We start from the raw sequence: 24,383 nt of genomic DNA on the forward strand, positions 1-24,383 counted from the left end.
AGCGCGGTCGCCCGCGACCTCGCGTGTACGCAGTCGGCGGTGAGTCAGCATGTGAAGCGGCTGGAGCGGGAGACGGGCGTCGCCCTGCTGGAGCGGCATGCGCGGGGGGTCGTGCCGACCGAGGCCGGACGGGTGTTGCAGACCGCCGCCTCGCAAGGCATCGCCGGGCTGGACCTCGCCCTGCGACAGCTCAAGGATCTCGTCGACGGCGAGAGCGGGTCGGTACGGATCGCCACCGGTGCCACCACCGTCCGGCACTTCATGGCGGACGCGGTGGTGGCCTTTCGGCGTCAACACCCCAAGGTGAGCCTGGAGTTCCGTACGGAGAACTCCAGCCGGGGGTGTTTCGCCGCGCTCGCCGACAGCGAGTTGGACCTCGCGTGGGTCACCATCGGGGCGCCGGTGCGGGGTATCGAGCAGCGAGTGGTGATGGAGTTGCCGTGGGTGCTCGCCGTGGGTGCCGGTGACGCTCTCGCGCGGCGGCCGTATGCCGAGGCCGACGATCTGCGCGACCTGCGGGTGATACGGCTGCCGCCCAACTCCACTTCCGCCGCGCATCTGGACGCGGCGTTCGCGGAGGTGGGGGTACGGCCGGTGTTCGACACGAGTGTGGCCGACTGGGACACGGCTCTACTGCTGGCCGAGTTGGGGCTCGGGGCCGCAATCGTCCCCGCTGTGCCTGACCTGGTGGTGCCGGGTTCTGATGGGCCGGTGCGGCTTGTTCCGTTGCCCTCGCTTCGGCCGCTGGCGGTGGGGTGGGCTGTGCGGCGGTGGGATGCGCTCAGTCCGAGTGCCCGGGCTTTTGCGGATACCGTTGCTGAGAGTTGCGGTGGTTAGGTTCATCGTTGGCTGCCGGCCCGTCGAGGCTGGTCGCGCAGTTCCCCGCGCCCCTAAAGGGCGCGCCCCTCACCGGCGATGTGGTCAACTCGCCACCCTCACCCGGAGGGTGACCTTGCCGTTCTTGTCCGCCGCCAGGGACGCCGTGTCGCCGTCGAGTCCCGTCACGCTCACCCTCAGGGTGAGGGCGCCGGTGAAGCTGTCCGCCGCCAGTTGCCACGACTGGGGGGAGTCGACGCCGAGAGTGGTCGTCGCCTCCTTCACCAGGGCCGGGATGCGGTCGTACGGAAGTGAGTCGGGGTCGAAAAGGGCGACCTGGGTGCCCGCGGGCGGGAACACCACCGACAGCATTCTGTCCTGGACGACCACCGTGAGCACCCCGCCCTTGTTGCCGCCCTTGGTCAGCGACGCGACGGCCCGCCGCAGTTCACCCTCGTCGAGGAACGATTTCCCCGGACCCAGGGCGACCGTGCCGGACCCCGACGACACCACCGTCGTGTTCGTCGAGGAGGATGTCGAGGACGAGGACGTGACCGAGGGCTTGGCTGTGTCCTTGTCCGAGCCCTTGAAGCCGTCCAACAGGCCGGTGAAAAACGACAGCAACACGACCGCCACCCCGATCAGCACGCCGACTCCGATGGCCGCGTCGTATGCGCCACTGTCCGGCGGTTTCTGCACGGTCGTCGGCTCGAGCGCCGAGTCGACGACGGCGTCGGCAGCCCGGTTCCGCCATTCCGAGGTCGGATACTTGACGAGCTTCACCTTCCACGGCCGGTCCGGCGGAAACTCGACCACCACGATGTCGCGCGGCTGGTAGCTGGGTACGTCCACGAGGTTGACGGTGTCGCTCATCCGGACGCGGAACGGGGGCGCGTCGTCAGGAAGGATCGTGAGGTCGAAGCCGATCGGTACGTCGGCCGACAGTTCGCCCCCGGTGGCCTGCAGGCTCTCGATCATCGCGAGCGCGGTGACGGGGACAACGGCCGCCTTACTGGCCCGTTTCGGCGCGTCGGCAAGGTAGCCGAGCAGTCCATACATCACTGGAAGGACAAGGCTGCCGATGATCAGCCGCCCGCTCCCCAAGACGCAGCCCACCACGAACCCGACCGGGACGGCTCCCCCCAGGCAACCCCCCAGGAAGCCCCGGAAGACGGCCATCGGACCGCTGCGGGTGGGCGGCGCGTTCGTGACGATCGTCATGTCCTGATTGTCGCCCGCCCCGGGTAACTGCCGGAAGACGTGCGGATGACTGCGGACGAACACAGGGTTACCGCTCTCCAGTGCTCGCCAGCACTCCTCACCGCTCGTACAACCCCTCCACCTCCGCCGCGAAGTCCCGCATGATCTCGAACCGTCGCAGCTTCATCGACGGGGTCAGATGTCCCTCCTCCTCCGTGAAGTCGACGGGGAGGATGGTGAAGCGGCGGATCGACTCCGGGCGGGAGACGAGTTTGTTGGCCTCCTCCACCGCCCGCTGGATGACGGCCCTCAAGTCGGCGTCGTCCATGAGGAGTTCGGCCGGTACCGGGTGCTTGCCCTGCATCTGGCGCCAGTGGGTGAGGCCGGGGGAATCGAGGGTGATCAGGGCCGAGATGTAGGGGCGGCCGTCGCCCAGGACCATCGCCTGGGAGATCAGGGGGTGGGCCCGCAGCCAGTTCTCCATGGGTGCCGGGGCCACGCTCTTGCCGCCGGCCGTGATCAGGATCTCCTTCTTGCGGCCGGTGATCGTCAGATAGCCCTCCTCGTCGAGGGAGCCGATGTCTCCCGTCGCGAGCCAGCCCTCCGGGGCCGCCGGGACGACGCCGCCCGCGCTCGGGTCCCAGTAGCCGCGCAGGATCTGCTCGCCGGACAGCTCCACCTCGCCGTCGGCGGCGATCCGGACGCGGGTGCCGGGCAGCGGCCAACCCACCGTGCCCACACGGGGTTTGAGCGGTGGCGTGACCGTGGCCGCGCCTGTGGACTCGGTCAGTCCGTACCCCTCGTAGATCTCGATGCCCGACCCGGCGAAGAAGCCGGCCAGGGGGCGGCCGAGTGGGGAGCCGCCGCAGATCATGTAACGGACCCTGCCGCCCATGGCGTTGCGGATACGGCGGTAGACGAGCGGGTCGTAGAAGGCGCGCGCGGTGCGCAGCGCGCGGCTGGGGCCGTTGCCGATGCCGTGCCGCTGCTCCTCCACCGCTTCGCTGAAGCGGCGGGCCACGCTCACCGCGCGGTCGAAGGACGAGACCCGTTTGCCCGTCTCGGCCTTCGCACGGGCCGTGTTGAAGACCTTCTCCAGCATGTAGGGGATGGCGAGCAGACAGGTGGGTTTGAAGGCCGCCAGGTCGCCGAGCAGGTCTTCCGATCTGAGGCTCGGGGCGTGGCCGAGGCGCACTCCGGCCCGTATGCAGGCGATGGCCACCATCCGGCCGAAGACGTGCGACATCGGCAGGAACAGCAGCACCGACGCCTCCTCCTTCGTCCGTTCCCGGAAGACGGGGTAGAGGAGTTCGATGGCGTTGTCGACCTCGGCGAAGAAGTTGCCGTGCGTGAGCGCGCAGCCCTTGGGGCGGCCGGTCGTGCCCGAGGTGTAGATGAGCGTGGCGAGGGTGTCGGGCCCCAACACCCCACGGCGTACGGCGACTTCCTGGTCCGGCACGTCCTTGCCGAGTTCCGCGAGCCGCTCCACGTGCCCCTTCTCGAAGACCCACATGTGCTTGAGGTCGGGGATACGGTCGCGTTCCGGGCCGAGGGCGGAGGCCTGGGCGATCGTCTCCGCGGCGAGGGCCACGGCGCCGGAGTCCTGGAGGATCCACCGGGTCTGGAAGGCGGAGGACGTCGGATAGATGGGTACGGTCACCAGGCCCGCCGCCCACGCGGCGAAGTCCATGAGCGTCCACTCGTACGTCGTCCGCGCCATGATGGCCAGCCGGTCGCCCGGCATCAGGCCCTCGGCTATCAGCCCCTTGGCCAGCGCGAGGACCTGCGCGGCGAACTCGGCCGCCGAGACGTGTTCCCAGCTGCCGTCCGCCGTACGGCGGCTGAGGGACGTCGCTTCGGGTTCCTCGTTCGCGTTGTCGAAGGGGATGTCCGCGAGCGAGCCGTACGTCACGGGCGCGACGAACGCCGGTACGGACACCTCCCGCACGGCTCCGTCCAGTCGCCGGATCTCGGGCTCCACCAGCAATGGTTCGCCGTCGTATCCGACGGCGGTCACGATCTGCGGCGGGGTCGGGGAGGACGGGAACGACGAGGACACGAGCGGCTCCTGTGACGTGCGGCGGCCTTCCGGCGTGTACACCTCTGACGGTGTTCACCACAGATGTACGACTTCGGCGGTCCCGCTGTTCAGAAACCGGATCGTACGGCTCGCACGTGTGGGGGTCGTGCGGGTTCCGGGGCGGTGGAGCGGCGGGGATGTGGAAGCTCAGGTGCCATACAGGTTTTCGTTGGGTCGTCTTGCCCTGTCCTGAGCGTTTTTCACGTTAGCACCGGCCCCATATGCCTTCCCAGCCCTTCTTCACACTTTCATCCAGGGGCGATCCGGGACTTACCTCCGGTAACCTGACTCTGGAGTAAGTAAGGCCGGGTAAGGCATAGAGGTGGGAGCTGACCATGACCGACCGCTCGCTTCGCACCCTCGACCGGCCTCCGGCCCTGGCCCCCCTGCTCGCCCGGGGCGCCTTGGCGTCCCCCTTCAAGAAGGCCGCGCTCAACAGACCCCGCCCGAACGCCGCCCTCCCGGACACCCCCCTCCTGGGCACCCGCCTCGTCCTGCCCGGCGTACGTATCGATCTCGCCCGCCTCGCGGCCTACGAACGGGTCTGCGGCTTCCCTGTCGGCGACGACGCCCTTCCCGTCACCTACCCGCACGTCCTCGGCTTCCCGCTGGCCATGCTCCTGATGACCGAGCGCAGCTTTCCGCTCCCGCTGCTCGGGCTGGTCCACACCTCGGTGGAGATCGCCCGCCGACGCCCGCTCGCCGCCAACGGCACCTACGAACTCTCCGTGTATGTCGATGAGTTGGCGCCCCACCGGCGCGGTACCGAGGCCTCGGTGCGGACGGAGGTACGGGAGGGCGACGAACTGGCGTGGGAGTCGCGGAGCACCTATCTGGCCCGGCACCGGAGCGAGGCGTCCGGCGCCGGTGCACGGGCCGCCGATGGTCAGGTCGCCGGTGCACGGGTCGTCGGTGACGAGCCCGAGGCGTTGCCCCTGGTCACCGAGTGGCGGCTCGGCGAGGACATCGGCCGGCGGTACGCCACCGCCTCCGGTGACCGCAACCCCATCCACCTGCACGCCCTCACCGCCCGCCTCTTCGGCTTCCGGCGCGCGATAGCCCACGGCATGTGGACCGCCGCCCGCTGCCTCGCCGCCCACGGCACCCCCGAATCGGCCCTGGTCCGCACCGACTTCAGGGCGCCGGTGCTGCTGCCGGGCACGGTGGAGTACGGGGCGGACGGCGCCGGGAACTTCGAACTGCGGGGCGGGGGACGCGTACATCTGCGGGGTGCGGTGCGGGGCGCTCCGCTGTAGGCGCCGTCAGGGGGTGTCGGGGTTGTTGAGGTTGTCGGTTCGCTGCTGCGCCGTTGTGGCTGGTCGCGCAGTTCCGCGCGCCCCTCAGGGGCGCTGCCCCTTGCGGCGCTGGCGGATCAGGTTTCTTCTGGCGGGGGTGACCAGGGGTGGTCGGCCATCAGGTTGTCCAGGCCTGCCCAGGCGAAGTTCATCAGGGTCGTCGCCGCCTGTCTCGCGGTGACGCCCGGGGTGGTGTTCGCCCAGGCCGCCAGGGACTCGGCGGCGCCGACCAGGGCCACCGCGAGGCCGGCCACCTCCCGCTCGGGCAGCGAGGGGTCACGGTGGGCCTCGCGGGCGGCGACCACGATCAGCTGGGTGACGAACGCGACGAGCTCCTCGCGCATCGCCGCCACCTCGGTCGCGAACGGCTCGCCGTGCGTACGGGCCTGGAGGTGCAGCACCGACCAGCCGTCCGGGTTCTGGGCGGTGTGCGTGAAGAACGCGCGCAGGCCGTCCCAGAGCTGGCGGTCGGCGGGCAGGGCCGGTTCGACGCCGGCGCGGACCGCTTCGGTGAGCGTCCTGGCCTCGCGCCGGATGCAGGCGGTGAAGAGGTCTTCCTTCGAGTTCAGGTACAGGTAGACCAACGGCTTGGAGACACCGGCGAGTTCGGCGATCTCGTCCATCGACGCGGCCATGTAGCCGCGCTGGCCGAAGGTCCGTACGGCGGCGTCCAGCATCTGCTGCTCACGGACGGCGCGCGGCATCCGCTTGTTCTTCACAGCACCCATGAGGGCAAGGGTAGTTGTGCGGCCCGGTGCCGTCAGGTCAGGAGGGCTGGCTCTGCGCCTGGGCCTGCGCCTGCGCGCGGGCCGCCTCGTCGACGGCGTCGTCCTCCTGGCTGCGGTTCGCCTCCAGGTTGGCCTTGGCGCGGTCCACCCGCTCGACGATCTGCACCGACGCCCGGTCCCGCTCCTTGCGGAGCACGACGAAGCTGATCGGGGCGGAGATCACCAGGGAGAGCAGGATGACCCACATGCCGTTGGAGCCGCCCAGGCCGCGCGGGGCGATACCGGAGTAGACGGCGCCCCAGACGACCAGCAGGCAGGCCACCAAGATCCCGAGGCGCATCAGCGTGTAGCGGAGCATCTCAATCCACTCTTCCGGTTCCAAAAAGGGGCACCGTCAAGTGAAGCACGGCGGGGTCCCGATCTTGCACGGGGGTCCACGGGCTTCCGCAAGCTCACAGCAGGGGCAGCAGCATGATGACGTCGTCGCGGTCGTCGCCGGGCGCCACCCGTATCGCGCCGGGTATGCGGCCGACCTCCTTGTAGCCGCAGGAGCCGTAGAAACGCTCCAGGCCGAGGCCGCCGCGGCAGGTGAGACGGATCGCCTCCGTGCCCTCGAAGGTGCGGGCGGCGTCGGCCGCCGCCGACAGGAGGGCGCGACCGTAACCCCTGCCATGGTGACGGGGGTGCACCATCACCGTGTACAGAAACACCCAGTGGGTCATGAGGCGGTGCGTGTTGAACGCGAGGAAGGCGGTCGCGGCGACCCGCCCGTCCTCGTCGTGCCCGACCAGCAGCCGGGTACGCCCAACCGCCATCGCCGCGAAGTGCTTCACCAATTCGGGCCGAATGGTCTCCCTCTCCACCGGCGCGACGAACCCGACGGCACCGCCCGCGTTGGAGACGTCCGTCCACAGGTCGAGGAGCCCGTCGCGGAGGTCGGGGGTGACCGCGGGATCAAGAGTGAAGGTAAGAGTCACCCTGCGAGGATAACCATTACCGCACTCACACGCGCATCGGCTGCGGTGACTCCCGGCGCGCCGGGTCCGGGCCGTCGTACTCGCGGATGATCTCGTACCGGGTGTTGCGCTCCACCGGCCGGAAGCCGGCGTCCCGGATCAGGTCGAGGAGGTCCTCGCGGGTGAGCTTGTTGGGGGTGCCGTAGTTGTCGGCGTCGTGGGTGATCTTGTACTCGACGACCGAGCCGTCCATGTCGTCGGCGCCGTGCTGGAGGGCCAGCTGGGCGGTCTGGACGCCGTGCATGACCCAGAAGACCTTGACGTGCGGAACGTTGTCGAAGAGCAGCCGGGAGACCGCGAAGGTCTTCAGGGCCTCGGCTCCGGTCGCCATCTGCGTACGCGCCTGGAGGCGGTTACGGACCTTGCCGTCCTTCATGTCGACGAAGTCGTGCTGGTAGCGCAGCGGGATGAAGACCTGGAAGCCGTTCGTCTCGTCCTGCAGCTCACGCAGGCGCAGGACGTGGTCCACCCGGTGCCGCGGCTCCTCGATGTGGCCGTACAGCATCGTGCACGGGGTCTTGAGACCCTTCTCGTGCGCGAGGCGGTGGATGCGCGACCAGTCCTCCCAGTGCGTCCGGTGGTCGACGATGTGCTCGCGGACCTCCCAGTCGAAGATCTCGGCGCCACCGCCGGTCAGCGACTCGAGACCCGCGTCGATGAGTTCGTCGAGGATCTCGGACGCCGACAGCCCGCTGATCGTCTCGAAGTGGTGGATCTCCGTCGCCGTGAACGCCTTGAGGGAGACGTTCGGCAGGGCGGCCTTCAACTCCCGCAGGGAGCGCGGGTAGTAGCGCCACGGGAGGCTCGGGTGGAGGCCGTTGACGATGTGCAGCTCGGTGAGGTTCTCGCCCTCCATCGACTTGGCGAGCTTCACCGCCTCCTCGATGCGCATCGTGTACGCGTCCTTCTCGCCCGGCTTGCGCTGGAACGAGCAGTAGGCACAGGACGCCGTACAGACGTTCGTCATGTTGAGGTGCCGGTTGACGTTGAAGTGCACGACGTCGCCGTTCTTACGGGTCCGCACCTCGTGCGCCAGCCCGCCCAGCCACGCCAGGTCGTCCGACTCGTACAGCGCGATGCCGTCCTCGCGGGTCAGCCGCTCACCGGCCCTGACCTTCTCCTCCAGCTCGCGCTTGAGCCCGACGTCCATGCTCGTTCCTCTCCTAGACCGACCTCGTAAACCGTACGCCCACGCCTCTACTGCTCTTCGGGCAGCTCACCGACCCTGTTCTCCCACTTCGTGGAGAGCACGATGGTCGTACGGGTCCTGGAGACGCCCTGGGTCCCGCTGAGCCGCCGGATGGTCTTCTCCAGCCCGTCGACGTCGCTCGCCCGCACCTTGAGCATGAACGAGTCGTCACCGGCGATGAACCAGCAGTCCTCGATCTCGCTGAGGTCCCGCATCCGGCGTGCCACGTCCTCGTGGTCGGCCGCGTCGGAGAGTGAGATGCCGATGAGCGCGATGACTCCCAGGCCTAGCGAGGCGGAGTCGACGGTCGCGCGGTACCCGGTGATGACACCGGCCGTCTCCAGCCGGTTGATGCGGTCGGTGACGCTGGGTCCCGACAGACCGACGAGGCGCCCCAGCTCGGCGTAGGAGGCCCGGCCGTTCTCCCTCAGGGCCTGGATGAGCTGCCTGTCCACGGCGTCCATGCGATCGAGCCTTCCGATGAAGAATCCTGAATACTGCCGAATATTGCTGAAGGTGGAGACTGCTGCGGTTGATGAGGACCGCTGCGCGTGCCGGAGGTTCCTGAAAGTCATGAGTGGTACTGCCAGTTGCTGATACGTACGCCGGCTCAGTCGTTATCAGCACGGGACGTACGGGATGTCCCGGCCGCGCCGCCGAGTTCACCCTCCCAGCGGCGGTACAGCCCGTGCGGTACGCCCGCCGCGTCGAGCACGCGCCCGGCGACGAAGTCCACGAGATCCTGGATGTGGGTGGCGCCGGCGTAGAAGGCGGGCGACGCCGGTACGACGCTCGCGCCGGCGTCGTCCAGGGTCACCAGGTGGCGGAGGGTCTGCCCGTTCAGCGGGGACTCGCGCACGGCGACGACGAGTGCGCGCCGTTCCTTGAGCGTCACACTGGCCGCCCGCTGCAGCAGGTCCTTGGACAGCCCGAGCGCGACCCCGGCCACGCACGCCGTGGAGGCGGGCACGATCAGCATCCCCTTGGTGGCGTACGACCCGGAGGAGGGCCCGGCCGCCAGATCCCCGGCACTCCAGTGCCGTACGCCGCTGATGTCCGCCTCGAAGGTGCCGGGCTTGCCGTCGGCGCCCCGGGCCAGCCATTCCCGCAGGTCGTCCTGCCAGTGGGCGTCGCGGAAGGAGATCCCCGTCTCGTCGAGCAGCGTGAGCCGGGAGGCCCGGGACACGACCAGGTCGACGCTCTCGCCCGCGTCGAGAAGGCCTCGCAGCACTGTGGCGGCGTAAGGAGTGCCGGAGGCGCCGGACACCCCCACGATCCAAGGCACGCGGGGCGTCTCTCCTGGCTTGAGTGGGTTCACGACACGGAGCTTATCCGGCATCGTGGGGCGGGAACCGGGCGAGGGCGCCCGGGCGTTCCCTGTGGGGGCGAGTTGAATCGCCCGTCGTGGGCGGGGGCCGGGGGTCTGTCATGTGGGACAAGTGGATTACGGCGAGAACGGGCCGGGCCGGTACGGGCCTGCTGTCCGGCGGGGAGCGCGCGAAGGCGGCGGCCAAGCTGATGCTCGGCTGGGTGGCACTGCTGTGGCTGCTGGAGGTCGTCGACGTGGCGAGCGGCCACTCGCTCGACGGCCTCGGCATCACACCCCGTACGACGTCCGAGCTGGTCGACGTCGTGCCCGCCGCCTTCGTCCACTTCGGCTTCGGCCATGTCGCCGCCAACAGCGTCCCGCTGCTGGTCCTCGGCTTCCTGGCCGCTCTGGGCGGCCTGCGCCGGTTCGCCGGGGTCTGCGCGCTGATCATCGTCGCCGACGGGCTGGGGGTCTGGCTCGTGGCGCCCGCGCACAGCAACACGGCGGGCGCCTCCGGTCTGATCTTCGGCCTCTTCGGCTACCTGATCGTGACGGGCTTCGTGGAACGCCGTCCGTGGGGCGTCCTGGTCGGCCTGCTCGTGGCCGCCGTCTGGGGCACCTCGATCCTGACGGGCCTGGCCCCGACCCAGACCGGCATCAGCTGGCAGGGTCACCTGGCGGGGCTGATATCGGGCGTGGCCGCGGCGTTCGTGTTCCGGCGCCGACGGGTGCCTCCGGCGCCGCTCACGCCGTAAGGGGCGCGGTCGATTCAGACCGTGAGCCCACGGACGAGCAGGTCGAGCAGAGCGCACCCGAAAAGAGCGATGCCGATGAACCCGTTGACGCTGAAGAACGCCCGGTTCAGCCGCGACAGGTCATCGGGCCGCACGATCGTGTGCTCGTACACGAACGCCCCCGCGACGACCAGCAGCCCCAGCCAGAAGAACGCTCCGGCGTCCGTGGCCAGCGCGTACCAGACCAGCAGTGCTGTCGTCAGCGTGTGGCAGACGCGGGCGCTCCACACCGCCGCCGGGATGCCGAAGCGGGCCGGTACCGACAGCACGCCGGTCTCACGGTCCGTCTCGACGTCCTGGCAGGCGTAGATCAGGTCGAAGCCGCCGATCCAGATGCCGACCGCCAGCCCCAGGATCACCGCGTCCCAGGACCACTCCCCCGTGATCGCCAGCCAGCCGCCGACCGGGCCCATGGCCTGGGCGAGACCCAGGATGGCCTGGGGGAAGTTCGTGAACCGCTTGCCGTACGGATACACCACCATCGGGATCACCGCGACGGGGGCGAGGGCCAGACACAGGGGGTTGAGGAGGGCCGCCGAGCCGAGGAAGACGACGACGGCGATCAGGGCGCCGGTCCAGGCGTGCTTCACCGACATCGCGCCGGTGACCAGTTCACGGTGGGCCGTGCGCGGGTTACGGGCGTCGATCTCACGGTCGATGATCCGGTTGACCGCCATCGCGAAGGTCCGCAGACCGACCATGCAGACGGTGACCAGGAGCAGCCGGCTCCAGTGGATGTTCCGGTCCAGCTGGAACATCGCGGTCAGCGCGGCGATGTAGGCGAAGGGCAGTGCGAAGACCGAGTGTTCGATCATCACCAGGCGCAGGAAGGCCTTCGTGCGGCCCGGCTGGGGCAGGGCGGCGGATGCCGATGCGGAACTCACAGGCCGTATTCCTTCCAGCGTCTGTCGACCTTGGCCGCCGTGTCGGGGTCCGAGACCACCATCTCCGGCCAACCCCCGTCCCGCGTGTACCCCTCCTCGGGCCACTTCCTCGTCGCGTCGATACCCGCCTTGCCGCCCCAGAACTGCTGGTAGGAGGCGTGGTCGAGGTGGTCCACGGGACCTTCGACGATGCTCAGGTCGCGGGAGTAGTCCGTGTTGCCGAGCGCCCGCCAGGCGACCTCGTGCAGGTCGTGGACGTCGCAGTCCGAGTCGACGACGATGATCAGCTTGGTCAGGGACATCATGTGGGCGCCCCAGACGGCGTGCATCACCTTCTGCGCGTGCTTGGGGTACTTCTTGTCGATCGAGACGATCGCGCAGTTGTGGAAACCGCCGGCCTCGGGGAGGTGGTAGTCCACGATGTCCGGGACGATGATCTTGAGGAGGGGGAGGAAGAACCTCTCCGTCGCGCGGCCCAGCGGGCCGTCCTCCGTGGGCGGCCTGCCAACGACGATCGACTGGAGCAGCGGGCGCCGCCGCATCGTCACACAGTCGATCGTGAGCGCCGGGAACGGCTCCTGCGGGGTGTAGAAGCCCGTGTGGTCGCCGAAGGGGCCCTCGGGGAGCATCTCACCGGGCTCCAGCCAGCCCTCCAGCACCACTTCCGCGTGCGCGGGCACCTGCAACGGCACCGTCTCGCAGTCGACCATCTCGATCCGCTTGCCCGCGATGAACCCGGCGAACAGGTATTCGTCGATGTCACCGGGGAGCGGTGCCGTCGAGGCGTAGGTGACCGCGGGCGGGCAGCCGAAGGCGATGGCGACCGGCAGCCGCTCACCCTTGCGCGCGGCGACCTGGTAGTGGTTGCGGCTGTCCTTGTGGATCTGCCAGTGCATCCCGATCGTGCGCTTGTCGTGCCGCTGGAGCCGGTAGAGACCGAGGTTGCGTACGCCGGACTCCGGGTCCTTGGTGTGGGTCAGCCCCAGGTTGAAGAAGGAGCCGCCGTCCTCGGGCCAGGTGAAGAGGGCCGGGAGACGGTCGAGGTCCACCTCGTCACCCTTGAGAATGACCTCCTGGACCGGCGCGTTGTCCGACTTCACCTTCTTCGGCGGCACGTGGACCATCGATCCGAGCTTGCCGAAGGCCTCGCGGACGCCCACGAACCCCTGGGGCAGCTCGGGCTTCAGCAGCCCGCCGATCCGGTCGCTGATGTCCGCGTACGACTTCAGCCCGAGCGACTTGAGCAGCCGCCGGTCGGTGCCGAACACGTTCATGGCCAGCGGCATCGCCGACCCGCGCACGTTCTCGAAGAGCAGCGCGGGCCCGCCTGCCTTCTGTACGCGGTCGACGATCTCCCCGACCTCCAGGTACGGGTCCACCTCGGCCTTGATGCGCTTGAGGTCACCCTCGCGCTCCAGCGCCCTGAGCAGGGAGCGAAGATCGTCGTAAGCCATGCGTTCCAGTATCCGTCACGCACTACCCTTGGACTGTCAGCGGGGGCCGGACGCGACCGTCCAAGTGCCCGGACAGCGACTCAAAGGGAACCGATACATGCTGCGGGTGCTGTTGATCCTGGTGCCTCTCGCGCTGAGCATCTACGCGTTCATCGACTGCGTCACCACGCAGGAGAAGGACGTCCGTTTCATGCCCAAGCCCGTGTGGGCCATCCTCATTCTTCTGTTCCCGCTGGTCGGCTCCGTCTCCTGGCTGATCATCGGCCGCGACCGTGCCACCGCCCAGCGCCTGGGCGGCGCCGGCGGCCAGTGGATCGCCCCGGACGACAACCCGGAGTTCCTCAAGTCCCTCAAGGACGAGAAGGCCGACGAGAGTGAGCCGGTGCAGGACGACGACGCCCATCTGCGGGACTGGGAGGCCGACCTGCGCCGCCGCGAGGAGGAGCTGAAGCGCCGGGAGAGCGGCGAGGACCCCAAGGACCAGTAGGCCTGACCAGGAGGGCTGGTGCGTACGGGGCTGCGGCAACCTCCGTACAGGGCGTACGCCCCCCTACAAGGTGTACGCCGGCGGGCTCCCCGAAGCGGACAGTGCGCCCCTGGGCGGGATCGGTCGCGGACCGGACACTTACCTCGCATGACGACTGCTCCGGCGAACATCCCCGCGTCCCCGGTCCCCGCGTACGGCGACAAGGTCATCGCCGTGGAGACGGCGGGCTCGGAACCCATTCCGGACGCCGAACGGCACGGTGGCCCGGTCCAGTTGCTGTGGACCTGGGCCTCCCCGAACATCGAGTTCGCGACCGTGTACATCGGCGTGATCTCGGTCCTGTTCTTCGGCCTCGACTTCTGGCAGGCGTCCGCGGCCCTGCTGCTGGGCACCGCGCTCGGTTCGCTGACGCACGGGATCCTCTCCCTGGACGGTCCCCGGTTCGGCGTACCGCAGATGGCGATCGGACGGTTCGCCTTCGGGTTCCGGGGGAATCTGCTGCCCGCCGGTGTGAACGCCCTTGTCGCGGGCGTCGGTTGGTTCGCGGTCAACAGTGTGAGCGCCGCTTTCGCGCTGAACACGCTGACCGGTCTGCGTCCGCTGCCCGCCCTGCTGCTCGTGGTGGCGGCGGAGATCGTGATCGGCTTCATCGGCCACAACTTCGTGCACGCCTTCGAGAAGTACGCGTTCCCGGCGCTCGCCGTCGTCTTCCTGCTGGCCGGCGTCTGGACGTTCAAGGAGGCGCACCTGGGCACGCCGGGAGCGGGCGGCGGTATCGGCGGCTTCCTGCTCGCCTTCAGCGCGGCCTGGGGTTACACGGCCGGCTGGAACCCGGGGGCCTCGGACTACTCCCGCTACCTGCCCCGTACGGCGAACCGCCTGCGCACCGCGCTCTACCCGGCCGTCGGCCTGTTCGTTTCCGTGTCCGTCGTGGCGCTGATCGGCGCGGCCTCGGCGACGATCGTCGCTCCCGAGGGCGCGACCCCGACGGCGGCCTTCACGGGTCATCTTCCGGGCTGGCTCGGTGACCTGGTGCTGCTGGCGATCATCCTGGGCGCGGTCTCGGCGAACGCCCTGAACGTCTACTCGTCCGCGATGTCGGTCACGTCCCTGGGGCTCCGACTGCCGGTGTGGCTGGGGCGCGGGGCGATCGTGGTGCTGTGCGGGCTCGCGGGTACGGCGGCCGCCTGGTCGTCGCTGGCGGACGCGGGGGCGGCGTACGAGGCGTTTCTGCTGGTGATCGCGTACTGGGTGGGGCCGTGGCTGGGGGTGGTGCTGGTGGAGCGGTGGCTCCGGGCGCGGACCCCGGTGGAGGCGCTGAGCGCGCGACTGTCCGACCGAGCCTTCACCAACTGGCCTGGGCTTGCCGCCCTGTTGGTGGGCATCGCGGTGTCGGTGCCGCTCTTCTCGAACCAGGAGAAGTACGTGGGGTGGGTGCCGCAGCAGTGGCCGGCCTCCGGCGACATCACGTGCCTGGTGGGGTTCGCGGTGAGCGCGGGCCTGTACCGGGTGTTGCGGCGGGCCGGCTGACCGGCTGATCGGCGCGGGTACTGGTCGGCGGATCGCCGGGCGTGCATCCCCTACACGCCCGGCACTTGTCGCTCACGTCAGTCGGGGTACATCAATCGAACGTCATGTGCACGTCACCTTTAGGTCAAGAATTACCTCGTTCGACTCCGTGGACACACCGGTCAGGCGCCGGAGAGCATCGGCAGCGACGACAGGTGCTCCTCCGGGACGTCGAAAGCCTCTGTCAGGGTGCTGAGGTGCGGTGCCAGCCGGGTGGTGAGGGTGTGCAGGGTCTCCGGCAGGGCGCGTACCTGGTCGACGGTGAGGGCCTGCTCGGCGAGCAGCAGGCCGCTGCGTTCGCTGACCTGACGGAGGAGGAAGAGCGCGGCCAGGTCCTCCAGGACAGCGCGCGTGATCGGGTCGGAGACCCGGGCGCAGGCAGCGAGTAAAGCGTCGGCGGCCTGACCCACGGTGTACACCTCCACGAGGTCGAGGGCGGCGTCGGAGGCGTTGTTCCAGCGACCGAGGGCGTCGCCGCTGCCACCGCGCCGCAGGTCACGACGGGCGGCGGTGTGCCAGTAGCGCTCGGCGGCGGTGAGGGCGCGGCGCAGCAGTGCCGGATCGGTCAACGGCTCGTCGCCGGTGGGCCGGAGAGGTTCGGGCGCCAGATCGTGCCCGAAGATCATCTCGGCGCCGGCCTTGCACCAGATCGCCAGGTTGTCGCCCTCGGCGGTGATCGCCCCGTCCATGTCGCCGGCCAGGGCGGCGAGTCCGTTCACGGCGAACAGCCCCCGGGCGCCGCACCGTTCCCGGCTCTCGGTCGCGATCTCGCGGGCCCGCCAGGTGACCCACCCCTTGGTGACGGCGACCAGCCGCTCGGCGTCGGCGCGTTCCTCGGGCGCGTGGGTGACCCAGCGCTCGGTGGCCGCGCGGTGCAGGAAGGTCATGGCGTAGGCGGTGGCGGTGTGGCCGAGGAGGCGGGTGTAGTGGCTGCGGTGCGCGGCGAGCGGGACGCGCTGCCCGGCCACCGGCCCGGAGATGTGCCGGGTGTAGGAGTACCGGACGGCGATGGCGAGCGCCGTCCGGGCCACCCCGAGCCCGCTCGCGCTCATGCACAGCTTGCCTGCCGTGACCCGGCTGATCGCGTGCAGGAACCGCTTGCGCGGACTGCCGACCGAGCTCACGAGGCTTCCGTCGGGCAGGAGTTGACCGTGGGCGCCCTGGAGGAGGGCGGTGCGGGGCAGCCGTACGTGGTCGAAGTTCGTGGCGCAGTGGTCCACCGAGGCGCCGACGCGCTCCGGCAGCAGGGTGACGGTGATGCCGGGGAGGGTGCCGTAGTCGTCGCTCAGCGGGGTGAGGAAGAGGAAGGCGCCCAGATCCTTGTCGTCGACGATCAGCCGGGCGCCGACCACCGCGGTCTTGGGCCCGCCGGCGGAGCTGGTGTTGGGCATGTACTTCTGCGCGCCCGGGTGGGGGGTGTGCAGGACGAACTCGTCGCGCTCCCTGTCGTACCGGGCGACGGTCTCCAGCGCCGCCACGTCGTTTCCGTGCCCGCGCTCGGTGCACAGGAAGGTGCCCATACGGGACATGGTGGTGAAGTCCGTCAACTCGCGCGGCGGGGAGACCTGGTCGTCGACGACGCTGCCGAGGAAGAGGTTGTAGTGGATCCCGGCCACGGTGACCGTGGCGCCGTCCACCGGGCAGGTCCACTCGTGCAACGCCGCGAGTCCGCGCGGGTCGTTGGCGAAGAGTTCCGGCGACGGGACTTCGTCGTTCAGTGCTCGCAGTCTCTCGTAGGCGAGCCGCCATCGTTGTGGTGTGCCCAGTCCGGGTCGATACCGGAACAGATCCTTCGAGACCGCCTTTCGCCACCGGCCGTGGAGGTCGATTCCCGCCTCGCCGTCCCGAAAGAGGAGGCTCGTGACGGCGTCTTGATCAAGGGCTGTTCGGGGCGTACGTGTCTCCGTGGTCATGGTGATCGAGATGCCCACTGTTATTCGGGGATCAACCAATAGTGACCAGGAGCACTTAAGAAATTGGCCAATATGCGGCATTAATAGACAGGAATCGGCCGAAGTGCGACAGCGAGGATTTGGGCGACTTCGAACACTCAATCGACCCCGACGTGGTGGGCGGAGACCGCTAACCGGAATCCGGAGAGAGCGAATCGGAGCACGGGATTCCAGAGTTGCCGGTGAGGTCGTCCACAGGGTTGGTCGAGGGGCCGAACGCACCGCGCCGAGGGGTGCTCGTAACGCTTTTCGTGTCTCCGTCCAAGAACAGGAGAAGGGCGAGCGACGCTACGGGCAGGACGCGAAGGAGACGCGAGTGGACGGTGCGAAGGAAGAGGAGAGGTTAAGGGGTGGGCCGGCCGAGGCGGTGCGGGACCCGGCGCTCTTCGAGGCGTTCTACCGGCGTCATGTGGACGCGGTGCTGCGCTTCGTGGCCCGGCGGGTCGACGACCCCCACACGGCGGCCGACCTGACGGCCGAGATCTTCCTCGCCGTCCTCGACTCGGCCCACACCTACCGACCGCGCCTGGGCAGCGAGACGGCCTGGCTGTACGGCATCGCGCGCAACATCGTGTCGTCGGAGCGGCGCCGGGTCGTCCGGGAGGCCGAGCGCGACCGGCGCTTCTCCGGGCGGCGGCTGCTGGAGGCCGACGACATAGTCCGCATCGAGGACAAGCTCGACGCGGAGAGCCCCGGGCGGCGTGCCCTGGCCGCGCTCGAACGGCTCCCCGAGGGCGAGCGGGCCGTCCTGGAGCTGATCGTGGTCGACCAGCTCACGATCCCGGAGGCCGCCGCCGCGTTGGGCATCCGCCCGGTCACAGCCAGGGTCCGACTGCACCGGGCCCGAAAGGCGCTGCGCGGGGAGACGGGCTCCGGGGCGGTTCGCGATGCGCTGCCCAGGGCTGTGGGGGCGACACCGGACACATCACTTCTGTACGTCAGGAAGGGCGAGGTATGAACGCGAGGACGACGCCGTTCGAGGAGCGGCTCCTGGCGGAGCTGCAGCGGGAGATCGGGCTGCGGGAGGGCGAGTCGGCGAAGGCCGAGGCGGGCGAGGGCGGGACCCACTCGCCCGTACGGCGCGTGCTCACCCCCCGCCGGATCGCCCTCGCCGCGGCGGCCTGTGCGGTGGCCGGACTCGCCGCGGTGGTGGTGCCGGGCACCCCGGCCGAATCCGTGGCCTACGCGGTGGAGAGCCACGGCGACGGCAGTGTCACGCTCACCTTCAACGAAGTGCGCATCGACCGGGACGCGCAGTACGAACTCGCGCGGGAACTACAGCCGAACGGCATCGAGGTTGATGTGGAGGTGCTTCCACCCGGGTACTCCTGCAAGAAGTGGGGCAACGTCGCGGCGCTTGAGCTCGTCGAGGTCGGGGATGACGACGACGCCAGGACACCCGTCAGCGCCTGGCACGTGCCCGTCCGGGTCACCCTGAGTCGGGGCAACGTACTGGTCTTCGAGAACAGCGAGGGCAGGGCCGAGCCGCAGGCGGTGCACGCCTACGAGATCGGCCGCTACGAACTCGACTCCACCGCGGCCAAGGCCGAGTCCGAGGCCCGATCGAAACCCTGCGTCCCCGTGAAGCCCACCCCATGAACGGCACTCCGGACACCTCGGAGCGGCGGCCGGGACGGCTGGGCTGGCTGGACGCCCTGCGGGGTATCGCCGCGCTCGTCGTCGTGTTCGATCACTCGTCGTACGCCTTCATGCCGGAGTTGCGGCGGGAGCTGATGCCGGAGTTCAACACCAGCCGGTTCGGCATCATGGTGTTCTTCCTGGTGAGCGGGTACATCATCCCGGCGTCGCTGGAACGCCGGGGCTGCGTGCGGACGTTCTGGATCGGGCGGGTCTTCCGCATCTACCCCCTGTGCCTGGCCGCCGTCGCCGCGCTGCTCGTCCTCAGTCCGCTGGGCCTCGCCGAGCCACGCGCCGACCTCGGCAGCGCCACCACCGCCGTCGCCCATCTCACCCTCTTCCAGGAACTGTTGGGCACCCCCAGCGTCCTCCTCGTCCTGTGGACGCTCTCCTACGAGATGGCCTTCTACCTCCTGGTCGTCGCCCTCTTCACGGTCCGGCGGCACGAGCGGTCGGCGCCGGTCGCCCTCACCCTGGCCGTGCTCGCCGCCGTGAGCGTGGCGGCCGGGGTCACACTCCCGCCCTCCGCCCTCTCCGAGGCGGTCGGCACCGGCCCGCTGGTCGCCCTCACCGCGGTCGCCCTGGTGATCGCCGTCTGCTGTACGAGCGCCGGATCACCCCGGCTCCGGGTGTTCGGCGGTGTGGTGGCCGGGGCCCTGGCGCTCGTGCTGGTCGTCTTCAACGGCACGGTGCCGGTGTGGGAGGGTCTGGTGATCCTCGCCGTGATGTTCCTCGGCACGGTCGTCCATCGAGCCGAGCACGGCCGGACGAGGTGGCGGTACGCGGCCTGCACCGCCGTCGTGGTCGTCGCCTGCGGCGTGGGGAGTGCGTACGCGTACGGCGACGGGGACCACTTCACACAACGCGCCTGGATCACGGCGTTCCTGCTGGCCGTCCTCACCTTCGGCGTCGGGCTGGCGCTGCGCCACCGACGCGTACCCCGCGCACTGATCGCACTGGGGACGATCAGCTACTCGGTGTACCTGCTGCACCCGGTCCTGCTGACGGTCACCGACAACACCATCGGCCGGTGGCGGCAGGACAGCCTCGTCCTCGAAGTGGCCTTCTTCGCCGTGCTGTTGCCGCTGTGCGCGCTGTCCTACCGTTACGTCGAGGCGCCTGGGCAGGCGTGGGGGCGGAGGCTGGCGCGGCGCTGTCCGAACAGGTCCGGTGCGCACAGGTCCGGTCCGAGCAGCTCGGGTGCCGGTGCCGATGGCGGTCGAATACGTTGGCGCGTGGCTGTGACGGCAGGTAGAAGTAGAGGCGATGACGACCTTCTCCTTCGACGTCGACGCGAGCGAGAGCAGTGCGAGTTTCAGCGCCAGGCTCCTGCCCTCCGAGGCGGCTGTCCTGTACGGGGCCCTGATCCTCTGCGCGCGAGCGAAAGCAACCGACGCCTACCTGACCCTGCTGCTCGGCGCCGGCCGGGACGTGGTCGACTCGCTCCTCGCCCGTCTGCTGCCTGGGCCGCCCGGGGAGCCCTTCGACATACGGCTGCGACCGGACGAACTCCATGTGCTGCTCAGCGCGTTGACAAACGCCGCTATCCACTTCGTCCGGCCCGACGGCCAGTTCGACCAGGAGTCCTTCCACATCCGACTGGGCCACTTCCGGCAGGAGTCCGACGCCCTGGCCATGGCCATCACCAAAGCGGCCTACCTGGCACACGGACCGCGCACGACCCCTGCGGTGACCGAATGATCATGCGCGTCCGGCTCACGCGGGACGGTGAGGAGTTCGTCGTCGAGGTGTGGCCTTACCAGGCCCACATCCTGCACCGGGCGCTGTCCGCGATCCTGCACCACCCCGACGCCGAAGCGGACACGGCGCTCGCCGTCCGGCTCGGCGCGAGCCCGGAGACCGTCCGGGCCCTCACCGAGCGGTTCGCGGGCGAGTGGACGGACATACGTGAACTCCGCTTCACCATCGGCGAGTTGCATCTGCTGCACAGTGCCCTGACCGGCGCGGCGGTGCTGTTCGTGGAACGGGGGTTCTTCTCGGACGAGGCGTTCTACGCGAAGACGGCCTCCTACCGTGAGCACTTCGACGCGCTGGCGCTGAGCCTCGTCGAGGCCCTTTCGCGGCCTGGGAAGACCACCTGACAGGCACGTCAGAGCGTCTCAACTCCCGCATGGTGGGCGGTAGTTCCACTGCGGGAAGTACTGGTGCCATTCGGCGCGGGAGACTTTCGGGAAGGCCGTGGCGCAGATCCGGGTGGCGACGCGTTCGACGTCGGGGTCCCACAGCAGGACGGTCCAGTCCTCGCTGCCGGTGGCCAGGGTCCGGCCGTCCGGGCTGAAGGCGAGTGTGTCGACCGGCTTGGTGTGGCCGGTCAGCAGCGCCGGTTCCTCGACGTCGCGGGCGGTCAGACCGTACAGCCGCACGTTGTTGTCGGAACTCGCGGTGGCCAGTTGTCGCCCGCCCGGCGCGAAGGCGACGGACATGACGCCGTCGGTGTAGCCGGTGAGCCGGTGCTGGGAGAGGGGATGGCGGGGGTCGCTGAGGTTCCACAGGCGTACGGTGCGGTCCTCGCTGCCCGTGGCCAGGGTGCGGCCGTCGGGGGCGAAGGCGACCGACTTCACCGCGCCCGCGTGGTCGGTGAGGACTGCCAGCCGGGTGGGATGCCGCCGGCCGGTGACGTCCCAGAGGGTGGCCAGGCCGTTCCGGCTGCCCACGGCGAGGGTGCGGCCGTCGGGGGCGAACGCGACGGTGTCCACGGGTCCGGTGCCGGGCAGGACTGACAGTCCGCGGGGAAGGCGGGGGTCCGCCGCGTCCCACAGACGTACGGTGCCCTGTTCGCCGCCGGTGGCCAGGGTGCCGCCGTCCGGGCTGAACGCGACCGTGTTTACGTTGCCGATCCGGGCGGGGACGACGCTCGGCGGGCGGGGGTGGGGCGTCGCAGCCAGGTCCCACAGCCGCAGGGTGCCGTCGGCGCTGGCGCTGGCCAGGATGTGTCCGTCCGGGCGGAAGGCGACCGAGTTGACGGGCCCGGAGTGGCCGGTGAGCGGGGGCAGTTCGCGGGGTCGGCGTTTGTCGGCGACGTTCCACAGGCGCACGGTGGCGTCGTAGCTCGCGCTGGCGAGGAGCCGTCCGCCGGGGCTGAAGGCGACGGAGTAGACCGAGCTGGTGTGACCGGTCAGGGCCGGACCGGGCAGATCCCACAGGCGGGTCGTCCGATCCTCGCTGCCGCTGGCCAGCACGCGGCCCCCCAGCCCGAATGCCAGCGATCTGACACTGCCCGTGTGGCCGCGGAGGACCGGCAGTTCACGGGCGGGCCCCCGACCGGCCACCTCCCAGCGGCGTACGGTGCCATCGAGGGAGCCGCTGGCCAGTCGGCGTCCGTCGGGGCTGAAGGCGACGGCGTTGACCACGTCGGTGTGCCCGACGAGGGTCTGCGTCTGCCGGGGCAGGCGCGGCGTCGTCACGTCCCACAGCCGTACGGTGAAGTCGGCGCCGCCGGTGGCCAGTTGGCGTCCGTCCAGTGACAGCGCCACCGTGTTCACCTGGCCCGCCTGGCCGGTTCGGCCGGAGCGGCCGGGCTCGGTCGACAGCCGGCGCAGCCGCCCGCCCGGCGTGGTCAGCTCCCACAGTCGCGCCGTGCCGTCGGCGTGGCCGGTGGCCAGCAGCCGCCCGTCCCGGTGGAACACCACGGCGGTGACGTCTGCACCGGCGTCCAGTGTGGTGAGTTCGCGCGGCCGGCGGGGGTCCGACAGCCGCCACACCCGGATCCTGTCCCGGGCGCCGATCGCGAGGGTGTCCTCTCCAGGGCCGGCCCCCGCCCCGAACCCCACCCCGACGACCGGACCGGGGCCGGGGGCGGGCAGGCGCGTGGCGAGCCGGGGTCGCCGTAGGTCGGCGATGTCCCACACCAGCACCGTGCCGTCCTCGTCCCCGGCGGCCAGCAGTCTGCCGTCGGGGCTGACGGCGAGGGTGCGCACGGGGCCGGCGAGGCGGGGCAGGGTGCTCAGCACGCGCGGCCGGTGCGGGTCCGCGACCCGCTGCAGCCGCACGGTCCGGTCGCTGTCGCCGGTGACCAGGACACGGCCGTCGGCGCTGAACGCCACCGCGGTGACCGCGCCGCGCAGGCCGGTCAGCTGGGTGGCGTACGGAGTGGCGAAGGTGCTCAGCACGCTGCCACGCGCCTCGGGGGTGGGTGACAAACGGTAGGCGGCCAGGCTCAGTTGGGCGGCCAGTGCCGGGTTGACCGTGCGCAGCGCGGCGGCCCGTTCGGCGGCCCGCTGGGAACCGGCGACGTCACGCTGCTGGTCCGCCGCCCGCTGCGCCCGTACGGCGAGGGCCGCGGTGGTCGTGGCCAGCACGAGCAGGACGCTCAGCAGCCCCACGCCCAGACGCCGGAACCGGGCCCCGCGCCGCGCCGCCGCGTGTTCCGCCGCCCGCGCGGCCAGACCGGCGTCGAGGAACTCCCGCTCCGGGACGGACATCGCCGTACGGTCGAGACCGGCGGCCAGGGCGAGTCGGGTGCCTCGGTACAGCGCGCCGGGCTCCCGTCCCAGCGCTTCCCAGGTCCGGGCCGCGTCGGTGAGCTGCCGTACGGTCCGGGTGGTCTCGCGGTCCTCGGTCAGCCAGCCGTGCAGCCGGGGCCAGCACCGGATCAGCGCCTCGTGCGCCAGTTCGACCCGTTCGCGGTCCAGGATCAGCAGTCGGGCGTTCGCCGCCAGATCCAGTACGGCACGTATCTCGCCGTCGTCGAACCCGGCCAGCCCGTCCAGTTCCGCCAGGCGGGCCGGGCGCCGGGTGTCCTCCGTCCCGTCGCCGAGCGCGGTCAGCCGTACGAACACCTGCCGGGCGAGTTTTTGCCGGCCCGAGTCCAGCTCCTGGTAGAACTCCTCGGCGGTACGCGCGAGGGCGCCTTCAAGGCCTCCCGCCGTCTCGAACGCGTCCAGCGTCAGCGCGTTGCCCCGCCGCCGCCGCCAGGTCTGGAGCAGGGCGTGCGACAGCAGGGGCAGTACACCGGCCTGACCGTGCGCCTGGGCGGTGAGGGTCGCCAGCAGCGCGCCCTCGACGGACAGCCCGGCCCGCTGGGCGGGTTTCACCACGGCCCTGCGCAGCTCGTCCAGGCTCATCGGCCCGACCGGCACCTGCGCGTCACGCATCGCCTCCACCAGGGCTGCGTGGTGGGTGCAGTGCGCGTAGAAGTCGGCGCGTGTGCCCAGGGCAACGCGACATCGGCCGTCGGCGTCAGCGGCCGCGGTGACCAGGGACTCGATGAAGCGGATGCGCTCGGCGGTGTCCCGGCAGAGCGTGAAGATCTCCTCGAACTGGTCGACGACGAGGACCAGTTCGCCGTCGGCCGCACCGGGCCGGGCGGCGGTGATCTGCCGGACCACGCGCCCCAGATTCTCCCGGGCGTCCCTCAACTCCCCGTACAGGGCACCCGGCGCGAGGCCCGCCAGCGCCCCGAGCCGTACGGCGCACTCCTCCAACGGCCGGGCACCGGGCGTCAGTACGACCACCGTCGTGGCGTCGGCGGCCTCAAGGCGCGGCACCAGCCCAGCCCGCAGCAGCGACGACTTGCCCGATCCCGAGGCCCCGATCACCACCACGAACCGCTGCCGCTCCAGCCGTCCGACCAGCTCCTCCAGCAGCCGCTCCCGTCCGAAGAACCAGTCGGCGTCCTGCTCCCGAAAGGACCGCAGACCGGCGTACGGCGGAACCGGCCCGCCCTCCTCCGCGAGGCCTGCGGCCAGATGTCCTTCCTCACCGAGGAGTTCCGCCGCTTCCCGCCAGCGCTTCTCCCACTCCTCCGTGTCCCCGTCGCAGGCCCGCACGTAGGCCAGCGTCACCGCGAGCGTCGGCAGTCGCTGCCCGGACGCGGCGGAGGACAGGGTCGAGATCGAGTAGTGGGCCTGGTCCGCCAGCCTGCGGTAGGGCGGACTGCCTGCCTTCTGCCGCAACTTCCTCAACCCTGCGGCGAATTCGACTAACGGTCCGTCCCCGGCATCCAGCGGTCG

The 24,383-nt window shown here is 70.3% G+C and carries 19 protein-coding genes and 1 pseudogene; 8 read left to right on the plus strand and 12 right to left on the minus strand.

The genetic code is table 11. The features are described 5' to 3' along the window. On the plus strand, positions 1-837 hold an 837-nt coding region (locus tag STRTUCAR8_RS35340; RefSeq protein WP_006381048.1), incomplete at its 5' end, for a LysR family transcriptional regulator. An 84-nt stretch (positions 838-921) separates the two neighbouring features. Here STRTUCAR8_RS35340 and STRTUCAR8_RS35345 read toward each other — a convergent pair. Both STRTUCAR8_RS35345 and STRTUCAR8_RS35350 read right to left on the minus strand, forming a co-directional pair. Continuing rightward, complete coding sequence (locus STRTUCAR8_RS35345; protein WP_044473462.1) at positions 922-2,037, minus strand: hypothetical protein; 1,116 nt, start codon at positions 2,035-2,037, stop codon at positions 922-924. 97 nt (positions 2,038-2,134) lie between these two features. Next, on the minus strand, positions 2,135-4,075 hold the full coding sequence (locus STRTUCAR8_RS35350; RefSeq protein ID WP_006381070.1) for an AMP-dependent synthetase/ligase: 1,941 nt from the start codon (positions 4,073-4,075) through the stop codon (positions 2,135-2,137). Between the two features lie 356 nt (positions 4,076-4,431). On the opposite strand from STRTUCAR8_RS35350, the gene STRTUCAR8_RS35355 reads away from it, so the two are divergent. Continuing rightward, a complete protein-coding gene (locus STRTUCAR8_RS35355) occupies positions 4,432-5,352 on the plus strand; it encodes a MaoC family dehydratase (RefSeq protein WP_006381093.1) in 921 nt (306 codons plus the stop codon). A gap of 116 nt (positions 5,353-5,468) precedes the next feature. Here the strand turns inward: STRTUCAR8_RS35355 and STRTUCAR8_RS35360 are convergent, their stop codons facing one another. The 6 genes from STRTUCAR8_RS35360 to STRTUCAR8_RS35385 all read right to left on the minus strand — a co-directional run bounded on the left by STRTUCAR8_RS35360 (position 5,469) and on the right by STRTUCAR8_RS35385 (position 9,609). Next, entirely contained in the window at positions 5,469-6,119 is a 651-nt protein-coding gene (locus STRTUCAR8_RS35360; RefSeq protein ID WP_044473452.1) for a TetR/AcrR family transcriptional regulator, read from the minus strand. Between the two features lie 37 nt (positions 6,120-6,156). Further along, positions 6,157-6,477 (minus strand): DUF4229 domain-containing protein, encoded by a 321-nt coding sequence (locus STRTUCAR8_RS35365; RefSeq protein ID WP_044473453.1) that lies wholly within the window; start codon positions 6,475-6,477, stop codon positions 6,157-6,159. Positions 6,478-6,571: 94 nt separating this feature from the next. Next, the gene (locus STRTUCAR8_RS35370; protein WP_006381065.1) at positions 6,572-7,096 is read right to left on the minus strand and encodes a GNAT family N-acetyltransferase; all 525 of its coding nucleotides are present in this window, start codon (positions 7,094-7,096) and stop codon (positions 6,572-6,574) included. 25 nt (positions 7,097-7,121) lie between these two features. Then, positions 7,122-8,285 (minus strand): aminofutalosine synthase MqnE, encoded by a 1,164-nt coding sequence (gene mqnE, locus STRTUCAR8_RS35375; RefSeq protein WP_006381084.1) that lies wholly within the window; start codon positions 8,283-8,285, stop codon positions 7,122-7,124. A 47-nt stretch (positions 8,286-8,332) separates the two neighbouring features. Then, on the minus strand, positions 8,333-8,788 hold the full coding sequence (locus STRTUCAR8_RS35380) for an Lrp/AsnC family transcriptional regulator (RefSeq protein WP_006381092.1): 456 nt from the start codon (positions 8,786-8,788) through the stop codon (positions 8,333-8,335). Positions 8,789-8,934: 146 nt separating this feature from the next. Beyond that, entirely contained in the window at positions 8,935-9,609 is a 675-nt protein-coding gene (locus STRTUCAR8_RS35385) for a UbiX family flavin prenyltransferase (RefSeq protein WP_006381066.1), read from the minus strand. A gap of 143 nt (positions 9,610-9,752) precedes the next feature. On the opposite strand from STRTUCAR8_RS35385, the gene STRTUCAR8_RS35390 reads away from it, so the two are divergent. Next, positions 9,753-10,388: a rhomboid family intramembrane serine protease gene (locus tag STRTUCAR8_RS35390; protein ID WP_006381061.1), complete on the plus strand. Its 636-nt coding sequence runs from the start codon at positions 9,753-9,755 to the stop codon at positions 10,386-10,388. Between the two features lie 14 nt (positions 10,389-10,402). On the opposite strand, the gene mqnP is transcribed toward STRTUCAR8_RS35390, so the two are convergent. Then, positions 10,403-11,311, minus strand: coding sequence for a menaquinone biosynthesis prenyltransferase MqnP (gene mqnP, locus STRTUCAR8_RS35395; protein WP_006381068.1), 909 nt, complete (start codon positions 11,309-11,311; stop codon positions 10,403-10,405). Next, positions 11,308-12,765 (minus strand): menaquinone biosynthesis decarboxylase, encoded by a 1,458-nt coding sequence (locus tag STRTUCAR8_RS35400; RefSeq protein WP_006381055.1) that lies wholly within the window; start codon positions 12,763-12,765, stop codon positions 11,308-11,310. Before STRTUCAR8_RS35400 ends, mqnP begins: the two co-directional genes overlap by 4 nt. A gap of 97 nt (positions 12,766-12,862) precedes the next feature. On the opposite strand from STRTUCAR8_RS35400, the gene STRTUCAR8_RS35405 reads away from it, so the two are divergent. Further along, a complete protein-coding gene (locus tag STRTUCAR8_RS35405) occupies positions 12,863-13,252 on the plus strand; it encodes a PLD nuclease N-terminal domain-containing protein (protein WP_006381073.1) in 390 nt (129 codons plus the stop codon). A 147-nt stretch (positions 13,253-13,399) separates the two neighbouring features. Then, complete coding sequence (locus STRTUCAR8_RS35410; RefSeq protein ID WP_006381077.1) at positions 13,400-14,782, plus strand: purine-cytosine permease family protein; 1,383 nt, start codon at positions 13,400-13,402, stop codon at positions 14,780-14,782. Between the two features lie 161 nt (positions 14,783-14,943). On the opposite strand, the gene STRTUCAR8_RS35415 is transcribed toward STRTUCAR8_RS35410, so the two are convergent. Then, positions 14,944-16,734, minus strand: coding sequence for an acyl-CoA dehydrogenase family protein (locus tag STRTUCAR8_RS35415; protein ID WP_044473464.1), 1,791 nt, complete (start codon positions 16,732-16,734; stop codon positions 14,944-14,946). Positions 16,735-17,089: 355 nt separating this feature from the next. On the opposite strand from STRTUCAR8_RS35415, the gene STRTUCAR8_RS35420 reads away from it, so the two are divergent. From STRTUCAR8_RS35420 to STRTUCAR8_RS54735, 3 genes and pseudogenes are all read left to right on the plus strand, one after another. Continuing rightward, on the plus strand, positions 17,090-17,731 hold the full coding sequence (locus STRTUCAR8_RS35420) for an RNA polymerase sigma factor (RefSeq protein WP_006381082.1): 642 nt from the start codon (positions 17,090-17,092) through the stop codon (positions 17,729-17,731). Continuing rightward, positions 17,728-18,372 carry a hypothetical protein gene (locus STRTUCAR8_RS35425; RefSeq protein WP_006381083.1) on the plus strand — a complete coding sequence of 215 codons (645 nt, stop codon included), beginning with the start codon at positions 17,728-17,730 and terminating at the stop codon, positions 18,370-18,372. Before STRTUCAR8_RS35420 ends, STRTUCAR8_RS35425 begins: the two co-directional genes overlap by 4 nt. Next, positions 18,369-19,565 (plus strand): annotated as a pseudogene (locus STRTUCAR8_RS54735) (acyltransferase family protein); the annotation flags it as partial. The gene STRTUCAR8_RS35425 and the pseudogene STRTUCAR8_RS54735, both read left to right, overlap by 4 nt. Before the next feature lie 966 nt (positions 19,566-20,531). On the opposite strand, the gene STRTUCAR8_RS35445 reads toward STRTUCAR8_RS54735, so the two are convergent. Next, positions 20,532-24,326: an nSTAND1 domain-containing NTPase gene (locus STRTUCAR8_RS35445; RefSeq protein ID WP_100247743.1), complete on the minus strand. Its 3,795-nt coding sequence runs from the start codon at positions 24,324-24,326 to the stop codon at positions 20,532-20,534. Positions 24,327-24,383: the final 57 nt, after the last annotated feature.

Source organism: Streptomyces turgidiscabies Car8 (assembly GCF_000331005.1).
GTDB lineage: Bacteria > Actinomycetota > Actinomycetes > Streptomycetales > Streptomycetaceae > Streptomyces > Streptomyces turgidiscabies.

Bases quoted from the DNA above. Each gene is read 5' to 3' on its own strand.
- STRTUCAR8_RS35345 (WP_044473462.1), bottom strand. From the start codon at position 2,037: ATGACGATCGTCACGAACGCGCCGCCCACCCGCAGCGGTCCGATGGCC.
- STRTUCAR8_RS35355 (WP_006381093.1), top strand. From the start codon at position 4,432: ATGACCGACCGCTCGCTTCGCACCCTCGACCGGCCTCCGGCCCTGGCC.
- STRTUCAR8_RS35360 (WP_044473452.1), bottom strand. From the start codon at position 6,119: ATGGGTGCTGTGAAGAACAAGCGGATGCCGCGCGCCGTCCGTGAGCAG.
- STRTUCAR8_RS35365 (WP_044473453.1), bottom strand. From the start codon at position 6,477: ATGCTCCGCTACACGCTGATGCGCCTCGGGATCTTGGTGGCCTGCCTG.
- mqnE (WP_006381084.1), bottom strand. From the start codon at position 8,285: ATGGACGTCGGGCTCAAGCGCGAGCTGGAGGAGAAGGTCAGGGCCGGT.
- STRTUCAR8_RS35380 (WP_006381092.1), bottom strand. From the start codon at position 8,788: ATGGACGCCGTGGACAGGCAGCTCATCCAGGCCCTGAGGGAGAACGGC.
- STRTUCAR8_RS35390 (WP_006381061.1), top strand. From the start codon at position 9,753: ATGTGGGACAAGTGGATTACGGCGAGAACGGGCCGGGCCGGTACGGGC.
- STRTUCAR8_RS35400 (WP_006381055.1), bottom strand. From the start codon at position 12,765: ATGGCTTACGACGATCTTCGCTCCCTGCTCAGGGCGCTGGAGCGCGAG.
- STRTUCAR8_RS35405 (WP_006381073.1), top strand. From the start codon at position 12,863: ATGCTGCGGGTGCTGTTGATCCTGGTGCCTCTCGCGCTGAGCATCTAC.
- STRTUCAR8_RS35410 (WP_006381077.1), top strand. From the start codon at position 13,400: ATGACGACTGCTCCGGCGAACATCCCCGCGTCCCCGGTCCCCGCGTAC.
- STRTUCAR8_RS35415 (WP_044473464.1), bottom strand. From the start codon at position 16,734: ATGACCACGGAGACACGTACGCCCCGAACAGCCCTTGATCAAGACGCC.
- STRTUCAR8_RS35425 (WP_006381083.1), top strand. From the start codon at position 17,728: ATGAACGCGAGGACGACGCCGTTCGAGGAGCGGCTCCTGGCGGAGCTG.